This is a genomic window from Thauera sp. 28 (genome assembly GCF_000310145.2).
Lineage (GTDB): Bacteria > Pseudomonadota > Gammaproteobacteria > Burkholderiales > Rhodocyclaceae > Thauera > Thauera mechernichensis.
This window is the reverse complement of sequence record NZ_AMXA01000005.1, coordinates 100,501-116,819: the sequence shown is the minus strand read 5'-3', so window position 1 is coordinate 116,819 and position 16,319 is coordinate 100,501. Positions and strand designations below refer to the sequence as shown.

General features: G+C 60.4%; 11 protein-coding genes. 8 read left to right on the top strand and 3 right to left on the bottom strand.

Annotated features, from left to right (window positions below; translation table 11 throughout):
* The first annotated feature begins 50 nt into the window (after positions 1 to 50).
* The 5 genes from C662_RS06170 to C662_RS06150 are packed head-to-tail and all read left to right on the top strand — an operon-like array spanning position 51 to position 9,737.
* Positions 51 to 2,399 carry a type I restriction-modification system subunit M gene (locus tag C662_RS06170; RefSeq protein ID WP_002926198.1) on the top strand — a complete coding sequence of 783 codons (2,349 nt, stop codon included), beginning with the start codon at positions 51 to 53 and terminating at the stop codon, positions 2,397 to 2,399.
* Positions 2,396 to 3,481: a PDDEXK nuclease domain-containing protein gene (locus C662_RS06165; RefSeq protein ID WP_002926196.1), complete on the top strand. Its 1,086-nt coding sequence runs from the start codon at positions 2,396 to 2,398 to the stop codon at positions 3,479 to 3,481. The genes C662_RS06170 and C662_RS06165 overlap by 4 nt, the downstream gene beginning before the upstream one ends.
* Positions 3,481 to 4,743 (top strand): restriction endonuclease subunit S, encoded by a 1,263-nt coding sequence (locus C662_RS06160; RefSeq protein WP_002926194.1) that lies wholly within the window; start codon positions 3,481 to 3,483, stop codon positions 4,741 to 4,743. The genes C662_RS06165 and C662_RS06160 overlap by 1 nt, the downstream gene beginning before the upstream one ends.
* A 9-nt stretch (positions 4,744 to 4,752) precedes the next feature.
* Positions 4,753 to 7,725, top strand: coding sequence for a type I restriction endonuclease subunit R (locus C662_RS06155; RefSeq protein ID WP_002926192.1), 2,973 nt, complete (start codon positions 4,753 to 4,755; stop codon positions 7,723 to 7,725).
* Positions 7,726 to 7,778: 53 nt separating this feature from the next.
* Positions 7,779 to 9,737 (top strand): ATP-dependent nuclease, encoded by a 1,959-nt coding sequence (locus C662_RS06150; protein WP_002926190.1) that lies wholly within the window; start codon positions 7,779 to 7,781, stop codon positions 9,735 to 9,737.
* A gap of 252 nt (positions 9,738 to 9,989) precedes the next feature.
* On the opposite strand, the gene gyrB is transcribed toward C662_RS06150, so the two are convergent.
* The 3 genes from gyrB to dnaA form a co-directional block, all read right to left on the bottom strand.
* Entirely contained in the window at positions 9,990 to 12,485 is a 2,496-nt protein-coding gene (gene gyrB, locus C662_RS06145) for a DNA topoisomerase (ATP-hydrolyzing) subunit B (protein WP_002926188.1), read from the bottom strand.
* A 167-nt stretch (positions 12,486 to 12,652) separates the two neighbouring features.
* On the bottom strand, positions 12,653 to 13,774 hold the full coding sequence (gene dnaN, locus C662_RS06140; protein WP_002926186.1) for a DNA polymerase III subunit beta: 1,122 nt from the start codon (positions 13,772 to 13,774) through the stop codon (positions 12,653 to 12,655).
* Positions 13,775 to 13,821: 47 nt separating this feature from the next.
* Positions 13,822 to 15,321, bottom strand: a complete 1,500-nt coding sequence (gene dnaA / locus C662_RS06135; protein ID WP_083485743.1) for a chromosomal replication initiator protein DnaA — start codon at positions 15,319 to 15,321, stop codon at positions 13,822 to 13,824.
* Between the two features lie 286 nt (positions 15,322 to 15,607).
* On the opposite strand from dnaA, the gene rpmH reads away from it, so the two are divergent.
* Genes rpmH through yidD form a run of 3 tightly spaced genes read left to right on the top strand, consistent with a single transcriptional unit; the run spans position 15,608 to position 16,312 of the window.
* Positions 15,608 to 15,742 carry a 50S ribosomal protein L34 gene (gene rpmH, locus C662_RS06130; protein WP_002926183.1) on the top strand — a complete coding sequence of 45 codons (135 nt, stop codon included), beginning with the start codon at positions 15,608 to 15,610 and terminating at the stop codon, positions 15,740 to 15,742.
* Positions 15,681 to 16,106 carry a ribonuclease P protein component gene (rnpA, locus tag C662_RS06125; RefSeq protein WP_443080821.1) on the top strand — a complete coding sequence of 142 codons (426 nt, stop codon included), beginning with the start codon at positions 15,681 to 15,683 and terminating at the stop codon, positions 16,104 to 16,106. Before rpmH ends, rnpA begins: the two co-directional genes overlap by 62 nt.
* A complete protein-coding gene (gene yidD, locus C662_RS06120) occupies positions 16,103 to 16,312 on the top strand; it encodes a membrane protein insertion efficiency factor YidD (RefSeq protein ID WP_002926168.1) in 210 nt (69 codons plus the stop codon). The genes rnpA and yidD overlap by 4 nt, the downstream gene beginning before the upstream one ends.
* The last annotated feature ends 7 nt before the right edge of the window (positions 16,313 to 16,319 follow it).

The following is a 16,319-nucleotide window of genomic DNA, read 5'->3' as shown; positions in this document are numbered from 1 at the left end:
CGCAAAGACAAAACAGCAATCCGTAAAGCACGGGAGTGTCACAAGGACTTATGGATCACTCAGTACACAACAAGATCGTCAGCTTCATCTGGTCAATCGCTGACGACTGCCTCAGGGATGTTTTCGTGCGTGGTAAGTACCGCGACGTCATCCTGCCGATGTTCGTCCTGCGCCGGCTGGACTGCCTGCTGGAGCCCAGCAAGGAGGCGGTTCTCGAAGAGATCCGCTTCCAGCGTGAAGACGCTGAAATGGCCGACCTCGATCCGCATGGACTGCGCGAGGCATCGGGCTACGTGTTCTACAACACCTCCCGCTTCACCCTGAAGTCGCTGCTGGGCAACCCGTCTCAGTTGGAAGCCAACCTCAAGAACTACCTCGATGGTTTCTCGGACAACGTGAAGGAGATCGTCGAGAAGTTCGACCTGCGCAACCAGATTCGCAAGATGGCGCAGTCGGACGTGCTGCACGACGTGATCGAGAAGTTCGTTTCCGACGAGATCAACCTCAGCCCCAACGATCGCAAAGGCCCGGATGGGCGTACCCAGCCGGGGCTGTCGAACCTGGGCATGGGCTACGTCTTCGAGGAACTGATCCGCAAGTTCAACGAGGAAAACAACGAAGAGGCCGGTGAGCACTTCACACCCCGTGAAGTGATCAAGCTCATGACCAATCTGGTCTTCATTCCGGTCAAGGATCAACTGCCCAACCCGCTGACCATCTACGACCCGGCCTGCGGCAGCGGCGGCATGCTCACCGAGTCGCAGGACTTCATCACCGATCCCGACGGCGAGGTCAAAGCGAAGGTGGGCGTGTTCCTCTACGGCAAGGAAGTGAACCCGGAGACCTACGCCATCTGCAAGTCCGACATGATGATCAAGGGCAACGACCCCGAGAACATCAAGTTCGGCTCCACGCTGGCCACCGACGATTTCTCGGGTACGCGCTTCGACTTCATGCTCACCAACCCGCCCTACGGCAAGAGCTGGAAGAGCGACCAGAAGAGCATCGTCGACGGCAAGGACGTGATCGACCATCGCTTCCAGGTCAATCTGTCCGACTACACCGGGGACGAACACGACTTCTACCCCGCGATCCCGCGCTCTTCGGACGGCCAGCTCCTGTTCATGATGGAGATGGTCAACAAGATGAAGCGACGCAGCGACAGCCCGATGGGTTCGCGCATCGCGTCCGTCCACAACGGCTCCGCCCTGTTTACCGGGGATGCGGGGAGCGGCGAGAGCAACATCCGCCGCCACATCATCGAGAACGACTACCTCGAAGCCATCATCCAGCTGCCGAACAACCTGTTCTACAACACCGGCATCACCACCTACGTCTGGGTTCTTTCCAACAACAAGGCCGACAAGCGCAAGGGCAAGGTGCAGCTGATCGATGCCAGCAACCTGTACCAGAAGCTGCGCAAGAACCTCGGTGAAAAGAACTGCGAATTCACCGACGAACACATCCACCAGATCACCCAGCTGTACTTGGAAATGCCGAGTGACGGCATTTCCAAAGTCTTCAACAACCGCGACTTCGGCTATTACAAGGTCACGGTCGAGCGCCCGTTGCGACTGGCTGCACAATTCACGCCCGAGCGCATCGCAACCTTGCGCTTCACCCCGGGCATGCAGGACATCATGGAGTGGGTGTACGGCAAGTATGGCGACGAGGTCTATGCCGGCCTGAAGGCGCACACCGAGGCCATCGAAGCGCACCTCGAAAGAGAAGAGATCGCCCTCTCGCCCAAGAACCGCAGGGAACTGCTGTCCGAAGCGACGTGGCGCACGCAACGCGAGCTCTTGCATGCGGCGCAGCAACTGGCCGAGAAGGTCGGCTTCGGTGAGTTCCTCGACTTCAACCACTTCGAGGTCATCGCCGACGACGCCCTCAAGGCACTGGGTTTGAAGCTGCCTGCAACAGCCCGGAAGCAAATCCTCAACGCGGTGAGCTGGCGTGACGAACGAGCCGAGAAGGTGATCAAGAAGGTCCACAAGCTCGACGCCGGCAAGCTGGATGAGCTGCTCAACCAACTCGGCACGACTCGCGACAAGCTGGGCGACTACGGCTACATGGCGGCGGCCGGTGGATACATCGAGTACGAGCCGGACAGCGAGTTGCGCGACACCGAGAACGTACCGTTGGCGCCGGATACCAGACTGTCCGCATCCAGCGTGATTCACGACTACTTCATCCGCGAAGTGCGTCCGCACGTCGATGAAGCCTGGATTGCCATCGACAAGACCGTGATCGGCTACGAAATCAGCTTCAACAAGTATTTCTACCAGCACAAGCCGCTGCGCAGCCTGGAGGAAGTCACAGCGGAAATCCTCGCCCTCGAGGCGGAAACCGATGGCTTGCTCAAGCAACTCGTGAGCTTCGTGAAGGGGCGCACATGAGCCCGAACCCCGCCACGCTGGATGAACTGCTCGGCGCGCTGGCGCACACGCATACCCTGCTGCAACAGCAGGCGGCGCGTTCGGTCGACCTCGCACTGGTGGTGCGCAACTGGCTGTTCGGGCGCCATATCGTCGAGTTCGAGGACGGTGCGGCGTCGCGCGCCGAGCTGTATGGCAAACGTCTGCTCGACAATCTGGCCAAGCAGCTTACCGAGCGCCTGGGGCCGGGATTCTCCAAGCGCAACCTCGAGCAATGCCGCCGCTTCTACCTCGCCTATCGCGAGATTGCGCAGACAGCGTCTGCGCAATCTGCCTGGTTGGTGCAAACCGGCGATGCCACCGGTTGGCTCGCGCCCTTGCTCGGACATTTCCGCCTGGGTTGGTCGCATTACGTGACCCTGCTGGCGCTCAAGAGCGAGGACGAGCGGCGCTTCTATGAGATCGAAGCGCACGCCAACAGTTGGGGCGTGCGCGAGCTGCAACGCCAGATCGCCGCATCGCTCTACGAGCGCCTGGCCCTGAGCCGCAACACCGACGAAGTGCGCGCCCTGGCCCGGTCCGGTCAGGTAATCGCCAAACCCGCCGACGTGCTGAAGAGCCCCTACGTCCTCGAGTTCCTCAACCTGCCCGAGCGGCACGCCTACTCCGAGCACGAGCTGGAAACCGCCATCATCGACCAGTTGCAGATGTTCCTGCTGGAACTGGGCAAAGGTTTTCTGTTCGAGGCGCGGCAAAAGCGCTTCACGTTCGACGACGACCATTTCTACGTCGACCTGGTCTTCTACAACCGGCTACTGCGCTGCTACGTGCTCATCGACCTCAAACGTAACAAGCTGACGCATCAGGACCTGGGGCAGATGCAGATGTACGTGAATTACTTCGACCGCTACGTGAAGACGGCCGATGAGAACCGCAGCATCGGCATCATCCTGTGCCACCAGAAAAACGACGCACTGGTGGAAATCACCCTGCCGCCCGATGCCAACATCCACGCCGCCGAATATCAGTTGTATCTGCCCAGCAAGGACGAGCTGCAGCGGCGGCTGGCGGAATGGGTCGCGCAGAGCGAGGGAGAGGCGTGATGCAGCGTTATGAGAGCTACAAGTCGAGCGGGGTGGAATGGCTTGGGGAGATCCCTACGCACTGGGATGTCCGCCCCGGCTTCACCTGCTTCAAGGAGAACAAGGATCGCAACAAGGGGTTGGTGGAAAAAACGGTGCTGTCGTTGAGCTATGGACGCATTGTGATCAAGCCCGAAGAGAAGCTGACAGGCTTGGTGCCGGAGTCGTTCGAGAGCTACCAGCTCATCAAGCCAGGCGACATCGTCATCCGTACCACTGACTTGCAAAACGATCAAACCAGCCTGCGAGTCGGTTACGCCAAAGACAAAGGGATGATCACCTCAGCCTACTTGGGCTTGAGGTGCCATCCCGAAATCAACCCGGCGTATGTGTTTCGACTTCTGGAGAGCTACGACGCACTGAAGGTCTTTTACGGCATGGGCTCGGGGCTTCGTCAGAACATCGACTTCTGGGATTTCAAGCGCCTTCCTGTTCCACTGCCGCCGCGAGACGAACAAGACCGTATCGTTGCCTTCCTAGACCAGAAAGTTGCCGAGGTCGATGCCGCGATTGCTAAGAAGGAGCGGCTGATTGAGTTATTGGGCGAGCAAAGAGAGGGGTTGATCAGCCGGGCGGTGTTGATTGGATTGAATGAACAAGTAGAACTCCGGAAAAGCTCGGTTAAGTGGCTGAAAAATATACCAAAGAATTGGGAAGAGTTGCCATGCAGGTACTTGTTCAGGGAGGTAACCAGACGCGACCGGGACGGAAGCGAGCAGAAGCTCTCTGTAACTCAGAGAAATGGATTAGTCCCAACTGACCAGATGGCCGAGCACTCTACGCAGGCCCAGAGTTTCGATGAGTTCAAACTTTGCCATGTGGGTGATCTTGTCCTCAATAAATACAAAGCTCACCTTGGCGTTTTTTGGGCTGCAAAAGTTAGAGGGATTATCACGAACAACTACACGGTTTTTCGGCCAACGAAAAAGGCATTTCCTCCGTACTTTGAGTTGCTTTTTCACACAAAGTGGATGTGTGAGCAGTTCTCTTCCGTCGTATACGGAGTTGTCGATGGGATGATGCCGCTTTATACGAAAGACTTTTACAGCGTTCAAACAGTTTGCCCCCCATTGCACGAGCAGCAAGAGATTGTCAGCTACTGTGATGAGATAACTAGAAAGATTGACTCGGCTATTGCCCAGGAAGAGAGAGCCATTCAGTTGCTTAGGGAATTGAAGACTACGTTGGTGGCCTCGTATGTGATGGGCAAGGCTCAGGCTTGAGGGAAAGACATGGTCAGCCGAACAAACGAAAAAGCGCTCGAAACGCACATCGAAAACGCCCTCGCCAAGGACGGCTACTGCATCGGCAATCCGGCTGACTTCAACAGGGAGTTTGCCATCGACGGCAAACTCTTCTGGCAATTCCTCGAAGCCACCCAGCCCAAGGAACTGGCGAAGCTGAAGGATCGCCCGAACTGGCAGCGCCTGCTGCTGGAGCGGCTGAACAAGAAGATCAAGAAGGACAGCGTGCTGGCCCTCCTGAAGAAGGGGCTGGACATCGATGATGCCCACTTCGATCTGCTCTACCGGCTGCCCTACAACGACCTGAACCCGGAAGTCGTCGCCAACTTTGCGGCCAACATCTTCAGCGTCACCCGGCAGGTGCATTACAGCCAGGGCCTGGGAAGCAGCGACACCTTCAAGTCGGTGGACATGGTGCTCTTCGTCAATGGCTTGGCGATTGCCACGCTGGAGCTGAAGAACCCCTGGACCGGCCAGAACGTTCATCACGCGATCAGGCAGTACCGCAGCGACCGCGACCCGCGTGAGCCGCTGTTCGAGTTTGGCCGTTGTCTGGTCCACTTCGCGGTCGACCCGGACGAGGCCTACATGTGTGCCCAGCTGGCCGGAAATGACAGCAATTTTCTGCCGTTCAACAAGGGCTTCAACTTCGGCAAGGGCAACCCGGTCAACCCGAAAGGCCACAGGACGGCCTACCTCTGGGAAGACATCCTGCCGCGCCGCAGTCTCACGAACATCATCGAGCAGTTCGCCAAGTTCACTGTCGAGAAGGACAAGAAGACCGGCAAGGAGCGCAAGGCACTGTTCTTCCCGCGCTATCACCAACTGGACGTGGTGCGCGGCATCCTTACTGACGCCAGACAGCATGGCGTCGGCCAGACCTACCTGATCCAGCATTCCGCAGGCTCTGGCAAGTCCAATTCGATCACCTGGCTGGCCTACCAACTGGTGGAGCTGTACGACCCGGCAGGCACGGCCAACGTGTTCGATTCCGTGGTTGTGGTGACGGATCGCAGGGTGCTGGACAAACAGCTCAAGGACAACATCAAGCTCTTCTCCGAGACCAGGAACATCGTGGCGCATTGCGAGAGCGCTGCGGAGTTGCAGTACAACCTGGAGGCGGGCAAGAAGATCGTCATCACGACCGTTCAGAAGTTTCCCTTCATCGTGGACGGCATCGGCCAGCTGTCCGACCGCAGCTTCGCGGTCATCATCGACGAGGCGCATTCCTCCCAGTCGGGTATTGCGGCCGACAAGGTGAATGAGACCCTCACCGGCAGCGGGGACGAAGAGCCGGTCGATGTGCAGGACCAGATTCTTGCGGCCATGACGGCGCGCAAGATGAGCAAGAACGCCAGCTACTTCGCCTTCACCGCCACGCCGAAGCCGGCCACGCTCGAGAAGTTCGGGCGGCAAGGCGCGGACGGGAAGTTCTACCCCTTCCACCTGTACTCCATGAAGCAGGCCATCGAGGAGAAATTCATCCTCGATGTGCTGGAGAAGTACACGACCTACAAGAGCTACTACGAGGTTCAGAAGTCGGTCGAGGAGAACCCGCTGTTCGATACCGCGAAGGCGCAGAAGAAGCTCAAGGCGTTCGTCGAGGCCAGCCCCCGGACCATCGACGTGAAGGCCAGGATCATGGTCGATCACTTCATCAGCAAGATCTGGCAGGCCAAGAAGCTCAAGGGCAAGGCGAAAGCGATGGTCGTCACGCGCAACATCGAGTGCGCCGTCCGTTACTTCTTTGCAATCCGCGCTGCCCTCCAGGAGGCGAATGCGCCGTTCAAGGCACTGGTGGCCTTCTCGGGAGACAAGACTGTCGATGGCATCAAGTACACCGAGGACGGGCTCAACGGTATTCCCGCGCGTGACCTGCCGGAGGCGTTCGAGAAGGACGATTACCGGATTCTGGTCGTCGCCAACAAGTACCTGACCGGCTTCGACGAGCCGATGCTGCACACCATGTACGTGGACAAGAAGCTGCAGGGGGTGCTGGCGGTGCAGGCGCTTTCAAGGCTGAACCGCTGTAACTGGAAGCTGGGCAAGACCGACACCTTCGTGCTCGACTTCTACAACACGGTGGACGACATCAAGGCCGCGTTCGACCCGTTCTACACGGCGACCAGCCTCAGCGAACCGACCGACGTGAACGTGCTGCACGATCTCAAGGACGCGCTGGACGGCTTCGGCATCCACGACTGGTCGGAGGTGTTGGCCTTCAATGAGAAATTCTTCGCCAGCGCGGAAGCGGAGGAACTGCACCCGATCATCGATACCGTCGTGGCCCGCTTCGAGACCGACCTCGACGACGAGCAGCGCATCGACTTCAAGATCAAGGCCAAGCAGTTCGTGAAGATCTACGCCCAGGTGGCTGCCATCATCCCGTTCAACAACGCGAACTGGGAAATGCTGCACTGGTTCCTGAAATTCCTGATCCCGAAGCTGAAGGTGAAGGACCCGGATCAGGACAAGCTGGATGAACTGCTGAACAGCGTTGATCTTTCCACGTATGGGCTGGAAAGGTCACGCCTCGAGGCGAAGATCGGGCTGGACGCTTCGGAAACGGAGCTGGATCCCCAGAACCCGAACGTCCGTGGCGGCCACTTCGGCGACGGTGACAAAGACCCACTCGACGAGATCGTCCGCGCCTTCAACGAGCGCCACTTCGCGGGCTGGGAGGCCACGCCGGAAGAGCAGCGGGTGAAATTCATCAACATCGCCAAGCATGTGATGAAGCATGCCGACTACAAGGCGCAGGTCGAAGACAACCCCGACAACCAGAACCGGCAGCTGGCGCTGGAGCGCCTGATCCAACAGGCGATCAGCGTGGAGCGGCGGCGGGAACTGGACCTCTACAAGCGGTACGCGTCGGACCCCGATTTCAAGCGGGCGTTTGATGCGAGCGTGTCGAGACTGTTGGCCTCGGCCGGAAGTGCAGCTCTTTTCGCTGGTGCGTAGGGACTGTCATGAGCGGGCGGATACAGAATTTTGAATCGGATTAAGGGGCGAATATGAAACTAGCGAAAGTGCAGGTGACTAACTTCCGGTCTGTTGAAGACAGCGGAGTATTCGAAATTGGTGACATGACTTGTCTCGTTGGTAAAAACGAGGCAGGGAAGACAGCTATCCTCAAGGCGATTCATGGTCTTGACCCGATTGACGATTTTTCCTATGACCGCACTCGCGACTATCCCCGTCGATACCTGAGCAAGTTTGACGAGCGCCATAGGAATGGTGAGTCTCCTGTGGCAAGAACATGGTGGCAGCTCGACGATGCTGATATTGCAGACCTTGAAGAATTGCTTGGTGATGGTGTACTCAACAGAAGAGAAATAGAAATCACCAGCTACATAGGGCGCAAGGGGACGACCTGGCTTGTGCCGCTCGACGAGAAGAAGTGCCTTGCCAATCTTGAAGCAAGGCATGGATTAACCAGCAAGGACAAGGGGATCCTCCGTAGTGCGGAAAAATCCCAAGATGCCCTGACTATCCTGAAAGAGCAGCAAGAAAGATCGGCTGCGCAAGAGGCGCTCTTGCAGGCACTGACCAAGTTTCGTGATGGGTCTGCAGTTCGCGCTGCGATAGACCTTCTAGCGAAGCGCAAGCCCCAGTTGTTCTACACATCCCACTTCGAACGGATGTCGGGGGAGGTTTCGCTCAACAAGCTGGCATCTGATAAGCAAAACAACAGCGTCAGCATCGGTGATCGGATTTTCTTGGATTTCCTGGAATATGCGGGAACCACGATCGAGGAATTGCGAGACGCGACCAAATATGAAGATTTGGTCGCGCAATGCGAAGGTGCCTCCAACGACATCACCGATGAGATTTTCGAGTTCTGGAGTCAGAATGAGGCGCTGTCGGTAAAGATCGAACTAAACCAAGGCAGGGCGGAAGATCCCGCTCCCTTCAATAGCGGCACAGTTGCAAAAGTCCGAATCGAGAACAAACATCACCGTGCCTCTGTGCCCTTGTCGGAGCGTAGTGCTGGTTTTGTCTGGTTCTTCTCCTTCTTGTCTCAGTTTAAGCAACTCAAGAAGAATACGGGCAAAGCCATCATCCTGTTGGATGAGCCAGGACTTACGTTACACGGCAAAGCACAGTCAGATTTGCTGCGCTACATCGAAAGCCGAATTCTTCCTGAGCACCAAGTCATTTACACGACTCATTCACCCTTTATGGTCCCAGCGCAGCGCCTTGCTGATGTGCGGGTGGTTGAGGATGTCGTCGATTACCGCGATCCTAGGCGGCCATTGGTAAAGGGGACAAAAGTGTCGGCTGACGTGCTCTCGGTGGACAAAGATACTTTGTTTCCACTGCAAGCCCATCTTGGCTATGAGATTACCCAGTCCTTGTTCGTCGGTAAGCATTGCCTACTGGTGGAAGGCCCTTCGGACGTCGTCTACCTACAAGTGCTTTCGAGGGCATTGCAGTCGAGGGGGCGGATTGGTTTGGACAATCGATGGACTATTTGTCCAACCGGAGGGCTGGACAAGGTCACGTCCTTCGCATCCCTCTTCAGTGGAAATAACTTGAATATCGCCGTCCTATGTGACTACGGTTCCGGCGACAAGGCCAAGGTTGAGCGCCTACGCCAAAGTCAGATTCTGCAGTCAGGGCGTGTACTCACCGCGACCGACTTTACCGGGAAATCGGAAAGTGATGTCGAGGACTTCTTCGATGCCGCTTTCTACTGCAACTTGGTTGGCAGGGCTATCGGCCTGGATGGAAGTCATGCTCTCACTACTGAGAAGGCAGTGGCAGCCGCGAATGGAAGCCCTCGACTCGTGAAGCAGGTTGAGGCCTTCTGCAAGACACTTCCGGCTGATTTCCCTGAATTTGGGCACTATCTACCGGCAGAATTCTTGCTGCGCCACCCAGAAATGTTGGATGGTGACAGCCCCGAAGTCACTAAGTCGCTCGAACAATTCGAAATTGTCTTCAAGGAAGTAAATCGGTTTCTTAATTAAGCAGGAGGTGACGCTGTCGACAGTGGCGACACGGTGAAACCAACGAAACAGCCAACCCCGAAAGGTTGGCTGTTTCAGTTCTGGCGGGCGCCCCGAGAGTCGAAATCGGCACCAAGGGATTATGAGTCATCTGCTCACAATGGGTATGAGTGGGAAAAAGGGCGGGGAACCCATCGGATTCGCCCGCCCTTCCTGGCCGTCTGCCAATAATTGGCTAGCCATTTGCCAGTTTATGGTCGCTGCTACAAACGATCACACATCAATATTCTGCGCATACAGCGCATTGCCCTCGATGAACGCCCTCCGCGGCTCCACGTTATCCCCCATCAGCGTGGTGAAGATCTCGTCCGCGGCAATCGCGTCGTCGATCTGCACGCGCAGCAGGCGGCGCACGGCGGGGTCCATGGTGGTTTCCCACAGCTGCTCGGGGTTCATCTCGCCCAGGCCTTTGTAGCGCTGCTTGCTGATGCCGCGCTCGACGTCGGCGAGCATCCACTTGATGGCGTCGGCGAAGCGGCTGACGGTCTGGCGCTTTTCGCCGCGGCGGATCTCGGCGCCGGGGCCGATGAGGCCGCTGATGGCTTCGGCGGCGTTGCGGATGGCGCGGTAGTCGCCGGAGACCAGGAAGTCGTGCTCGACCCAGCCGAACTTGCGGTTGCCGTGGTGCAGGCGCTCGATGGTGAGACGCCAGGCTTCGGATTCGTCGTGGTACTCGGCGTAGATCTGCAGGCCTTCGGGCAGGTGGGGCTGGATGCGTTCGGCCGAGGCGCGGGCGGCGGCCTCGTCGTCGAGGCTGACCTCGATGTCGTGCGCCAGCATGACCTGCAGCACTTCGGGGTCGATGTAGCTGGCCAGGCGGCGGGTGACAGCTTCGGCGAGCAGGTAGGTGCGTGCCAGGCCACCGAGGGCCTCGTCGCCGATGGCTTCCGCACCTTCACGCGGTACGAGCACCGCGCCGTCGAGGGCGAGGCGCAGCAGGTGGTTCGACAGCTCGTTGTCGTCCTTGATGTACATCTCGCTCTTGCCGTGCTTGATCTTGTACAGCGGCGGCTGGGCGATGTAGATGTGGCCGCGCTCGACCAGCTCGGGCATCTGGCGGTAGAAGAAGGTGAGCAGCAGGGTGCGGATGTGGGCGCCGTCGACGTCGGCGTCGGTCATCAGGATGATGCGGTGGTAGCGCAGCTTCTCGGGCTTGTAGTCGTCCTTGCCGATGCTGGTGCCCAGCGCGGTGATCAGGGTGGCGATCTCCTGGCTCTGCAGCAGCTTGTCGAAGCGCGCCTTTTCGACGTTGAGGATCTTGCCCTTGAGCGGCAGGATGGCCTGGAACTTGCGATCGCGGCCTTGCTTGGCCGAACCGCCTGCGGAGTCGCCCTCGACGAGGTAGAGCTCGCACAGCGCGGGGTCCTTCTCCTGGCAGTCGGCGAGCTTGCCGGGCAGGCCGACGCCGTCGAGCACGCCCTTGCGGCGCGTCATCTCGCGCGCCTTGCGGGCGGCGTCGCGCGCGCGCGCGGCCTCGACGATCTTGTTGCAGATGGTCTTGGCGTCGATCGGGTTTTCGAGCAGGAAGTCGCCGAGCTTGCTGGCGACGACTTCTTCCACCGCCGGGCGGGCTTCCGACGACACCAGCTTCATCTTGGTCTGGCTGGCGAACTTGGGGTCGGGCATCTTGACCGACAGCACGCAGGCCAGGCCTTCGCGCATGTCGTCACCGGTGATGTCGACCTTGGCTTTCTTGGCGATCTCGTTTTCTTCGATGTACTTGTTGATGACGCGCGTCATCGCCGCGCGCAGGCCGGTGAGGTGGGTGCCGCCGTCGGCCTGCGGGATGTTGTTGGTGTAGCACAGCACCTGTTCCTGGTAGCTGTCGTTCCACTGCATGGCGACTTCGACCGAGAGTTCGGCTTCGTGGCCCTGGCCGGTGGGGATGCGGGTGGTGCCGGTGGCGTAGAACACGTTGGGGTGCAGCACCGTCTTGGCGCGGTTGATGTACTCGACGAAGCCCTTCACGCCGCCGGCGAAGGCGAAGTCCTCTTCCTTGCCGGTGCGCTGGTCGATGAGGCGGATCTTGACGCCGTTGTTGAGGAAGGAGAGCTCGCGCAGGCGCTTGGCGAGGATGTCGTAGTGGTACTCGACGGTGCCGAAGATCTCGTCGTCGGCGAGGTAGTGCACCTTGGTGCCGCGCTTGGTGGTCTCGCCGATGACGCGCGCCGGGCTGACCTCGACGCCGTCGACGAGCTCGATGACGCGGTTCTGCGGCTTGCCGCGCTCGAATTCGAGCAGGTGGCGCTTGCCGTCGCGCGCCACGGTAACGTGCATCCACTTCGACAGCGCGTTGACGCAGGACACGCCCACGCCGTGCAGGCCGCCGGACACCTTGTAGCTGTTCTGGTTGAACTTGCCGCCGGCGTGCAGCACGCACATGACGATCTCGGCTGCGCTGCGCTTCGGTTCGTGCTTGTCGTCCATCTTGACGCCGACCGGGATGCCGCGGCCGTTGTCGGTGACCGAGATCGAGTTGTCGGCGTGGATGGTGATGACGATGTCGTCGCAGTGGCCGGCCAGGGCCTCGTCGATGGAGTTGTCGACGACTTCGAACACCATGTGGTGCAGGCCGGTGCCGTCGGAGGTGTCGCCGATGTACATGCCGGGGCGCTTGCGCACGGCCTCCAGCCCTTCGAGCTGCTGGATGCTGGATTCGTCGTAGTCGTTGCCCGCTTGCGGGGCCGGCATGTTTTGCGGTTCGGACATGGTCATCTCGGTGATTCGTAAAGAACGGGGTGCTGCGGTGGAGCGTGGCGCAAGGTGTTGCGGGTGCCTGTAGGGGCGGCGCGGGCTGCGAGCTTGCTGCGGTGGTCCGTGGGTTGTCTGGGCCTGGCGCACAAAGGCTCGCGGCTGGCGCCGCTCCTACAAGGGGGTCAGATGCGCATTGGCATTACGACGTACTTGAACTTGTCGTTGCCCGGGAGGGTGATCAGGGCGCTGGAGTTGCCGTCGTTGAAGCGCCAGTCCACGGTCTCGGACGAGAGGTTGTTGAGCACGTCGAGCAGGTAGGTGACGTTGAAGCCGATGTCGAGCTTGTCACCCTGGTAGTCGATCTCGAGCTCGTCCATGGCCTCTTCCTGCTCGGCGTTGGTGGAGACGATCTTGAGGATGCCGTCTTCGAGCACCATGCGCACGCCGCGGAACTTCTCGTTGGTGAGGATGGCTGCACGCTGCAGGGCCCCGAGCAGGGGCTGGCGGGCGAAGCTGATGAGCTTGGGGTGGGCCTGCGGGATGACGCGCTCGTAGTCGGGGAACTTGCCGTCGATGAGCTTGGTGACGAGTTCGATGGGGCCGAAGCGGAAGACGGCCTGGTTGCCGGCGAGCACGATCTCGAGCGGGTCGTCGTTGTCGGCGAGCTGGCGGGCGAGTTCGAGCACGGTCTTGCGCGGCAGGATGGCTTCGTAGCGCTGCGCGTGTTCAGAACCGAGCGGCGCGTCGAGGTCGGACGCGGCGTAGGCGAGACGGTGGCCGTCGGTGGCAACCATGCGCAGTTCGCCGCCGTCGGCAATGATGAGCAGGCCGTTGAGGTAGTAGCGGATGTCCTGCTGCGCCATGGCGTACGAGACCTGGGCGAGCTGGCGCTTGAATGCGCGCTGGCTGATCGACAGGCGCGCGGCGGCGTCGGTGGGCGGGGTCAGGCTGGGGTAGTCGGCGGCGGGCAGGGTCTGCAGCTGGAAGCGGCTGCGCCCGGCCTTGACGGTGAGCCGCTTGTCGTCGAGGGTGAGGCTGACTTCGGCGGAGTCGGGCAGGGCGCGCAGGATGTCCTGCAGCTTGCGTGCGCCGACGGTGATCGCGGCGTCTTCGCCGCCGATGTGGCCGCCGGTGGTGGTGCGGATCTGGATCTCGATGTCGGTGGCGAGCATGGTGAGCTGGTCGCCGTGCTTCTCGATCAGCACGTTGGACAGGATCGGCAGCGTGTGGCGCTTCTCGACGATGCCGGCAACCGACTGCAGCGGGGCCAGGAGCGCATCGCGGGTGGTGGTGAGCAGGAGCATGGCGTCAGATCAGGTCGTTGGGTTGATCGGAGGTGTCGGGTGTGTGCTCAGCCCCGCAGGACCTGGGTGAGCACGTGAACGTCGTGGTTGAGCTGAGCGTCGCCGAGGCGAAGCTCGGTGATGGTGCGGCAGGCGTGCAGCACGGTGGTGTGGTCGCGGCCGCCGAAGGCTTCGCCGATGGCCGGCAGCGACATCGGCGTGAGCTCCTTGGCCAGCCACATCGCCACCTGGCGCGGGCGTGCGATCACGCGCGTGCGCTTCTTGGAGTGCATGTCGGCGACCTTGATCTTGTAGTAGTCGGCGACGGTCTTCTGGATGTGCTCGATCGACAACTGACGGTTGTGCGCGTGCAGCAGGTCCTTGAGCGCCTCCTTGGCGACCTCCAGGCCGATCTGGCGGCCGTGGAAGCGGGCGTAGGCGACCACCTTGTTGAGCGCGCCCTCGAGCTCGCGCACGTTGGAGCGCAGGTTCTTGGCGATCAGGAAGGCGACGTCATCGTCGACCAGCACGCGCAGCGCCTCGGCCTTTTTCTTGAGAATGGCGACGCGCATCTCCAGCTCGGGCGGCTCGATCTGCACGGTCAGACCCCAGTCGAAGCGGGAAATGAGGCGGTCTTCCAGGCCCTGGATGTCCTTGGGGTAGGTGTCGCAGGTGATGACGATCTGCTTGCGCGCTTCGGTGAGGGCGTTGAAGGCGTGGAAGAACTCTTCCTGAGTCCGGTTCTTGTTGTTGAAGAACTGGATGTCGTCGATGATCAGCATGTCGAGCGAGCGGTAGTAGCGCTTGAAGGCGTCGAAGCTCTTCTGCTGATAGGCGCGCACCACGTCGGCGTAGTAGTCCTCGACGTGCACGTAGCGGATGACCGCGCGCGGGTTGTGACGGAACACCGCGTTGCCGATGGCGTGTACGAGGTGGGTCTTGCCGAGGCCGACGCCGCCGTAAACAAACAGCGGGTTGTAGGACGTGCCCGGGTTCTGCGACACCTGCATGGCGGCGGCGCGGGCGAGGTCGTTGGCGCGGCCGGTGACCAGGGTGTCGAAGGTGAAGTCCGGGTTGAGCCGGGTCTTGTCGTAGGCCAGTTCGAGGCCGCTGGCGGGCTCGGCGTCGCGGGTGCCGGTCGCGCTCGCGACGCTGCGGCGGCGCACGGCCGTTGCGGTGTCGGACGCCGTATTGTCGATGGGCGCCGGTTCGGCTGCTGGCGTGCTTGCCGTGGTGTCTGCGCTGGCCTGGATAGCGCCGGCCGGAGGCGTTGCGACGCTGGCTGCGGGGCTTGTCGACGGGCTGCGCTTGGCCGGGGCGCTGCCTGCCGGCGGGAGCTGGAGTTCGATCTGGACCGGGACCCCCGCATGCTCTTCGCCCAGTTCCTGGATGCGGCGCAGGTAGCGCTCGCGCACCCACTGCAGCACGAAGCGGTTGGGCGCAATCAGCGTCCATGCGCTGCCGTCACCAAGTTCGGCCCGCAGGGTCTTGATCCAGGTGTTGAATTGCTGCTGGGGCAGCTCCTGTTCAAGGCGCAACAGGCAGAAGGACCAGAGATCTTGAGTCACGGAGGCGCGATGGGTAATGGCGAGCTTGCAGTTGAAGACGAAAATACCGGTACCGTACCGCGGGTTTGCGGTGCCGGAAGGCGGCGTGGGCGGGGTGTCGTGCCAGCTTGCGCTCTTGCGGCGGCATTGTTGGGCCCGGGTGCTGAGGCTACCCGGAGGCACGCGAAGAGCTGTATTCTAAACCCGCAAGAGCGACTTATCCACAGGCTGGGTCAAAAATTCTTATTGACAAACATGGGATTATCCATTTAACTCTCGCGTTTGACCTAACACTGGCAGTCCGATCATGAAACGCACTTATCAGCCCTCCGTCGTCCGTCGCAAGCGCACCCACGGCTTCCTGGTCCGCATGAAGACCCGTGGCGGCCGTGCGGTCATCCGCGCACGTCGTGCCAAGGGCCGTCATCGCCTCGCCGTCTGAGGTGACGTTGCCCACGGGCGCTGACCAGGGTTTCCGCAGCGCTCACAGATTGCACAAAACGGATGAGTATTCATCCGTTTTTGCTTTTCGGCGGGCGTTGCGCGGCCGCTTCTACATGCTCCACTACCGGCCCAGTGAGCTCGACACGGCCCGCCTCGGCGTGGTGGTCGCCAAGAAGCTGGCCAAGCGTGCCAATGTGCGCAACCTGGTCAAGCGTATTGCGCGCGAAACCTTCAGGCGTCATCGTGAAGGTCTGCCTGCGATGGATCTCGTCGTCAGGCTGCATGCGCCGGTGGCCAAGGCCACCCGTGCGGAACTGAACCTTGACCTGCTCGCTCTGCTGCAAAGGCTGCCCCGGCAATGAAGACCCTGATGATCGCCCTGCTGCGCTTCTACCGCTATGCGATCAGCCCGATGCTGGGGCGCAATTGCCGTTTTCATCCCACTTGTTCCGAGTACGCGATCGAGGCGATCCAGCGTCACGGCGCGCTGCGCGGCGGCTGGCTGGCCGCACGGCGGGTGGGACGCTGTCACCCCTTCAATCCGGGCGGGTATGATCCCGTTCCCTGACCTGAGA

Bases quoted from the DNA above. Each gene is read 5' to 3' on its own strand.
- C662_RS06170 (WP_002926198.1), top strand. From the start codon at position 51: ATGGATCACTCAGTACACAACAAGATCGTCAGCTTCATCTGGTCAATC.
- C662_RS06165 (WP_002926196.1), top strand. From the start codon at position 2,396: ATGAGCCCGAACCCCGCCACGCTGGATGAACTGCTCGGCGCGCTGGCG.
- C662_RS06160 (WP_002926194.1), top strand. From the start codon at position 3,481: ATGCAGCGTTATGAGAGCTACAAGTCGAGCGGGGTGGAATGGCTTGGG.
- C662_RS06155 (WP_002926192.1), top strand. From the start codon at position 4,753: ATGGTCAGCCGAACAAACGAAAAAGCGCTCGAAACGCACATCGAAAAC.
- C662_RS06150 (WP_002926190.1), top strand. From the start codon at position 7,779: ATGAAACTAGCGAAAGTGCAGGTGACTAACTTCCGGTCTGTTGAAGAC.
- gyrB (WP_002926188.1), bottom strand. From the start codon at position 12,485: ATGTCCGAACCGCAAAACATGCCGGCCCCGCAAGCGGGCAACGACTAC.
- dnaN (WP_002926186.1), bottom strand. From the start codon at position 13,774: ATGCTCCTGCTCACCACCACCCGCGATGCGCTCCTGGCCCCGCTGCAG.
- rpmH (WP_002926183.1), top strand. From the start codon at position 15,608: ATGAAACGCACTTATCAGCCCTCCGTCGTCCGTCGCAAGCGCACCCAC.
- yidD (WP_002926168.1), top strand. From the start codon at position 16,103: ATGAAGACCCTGATGATCGCCCTGCTGCGCTTCTACCGCTATGCGATC.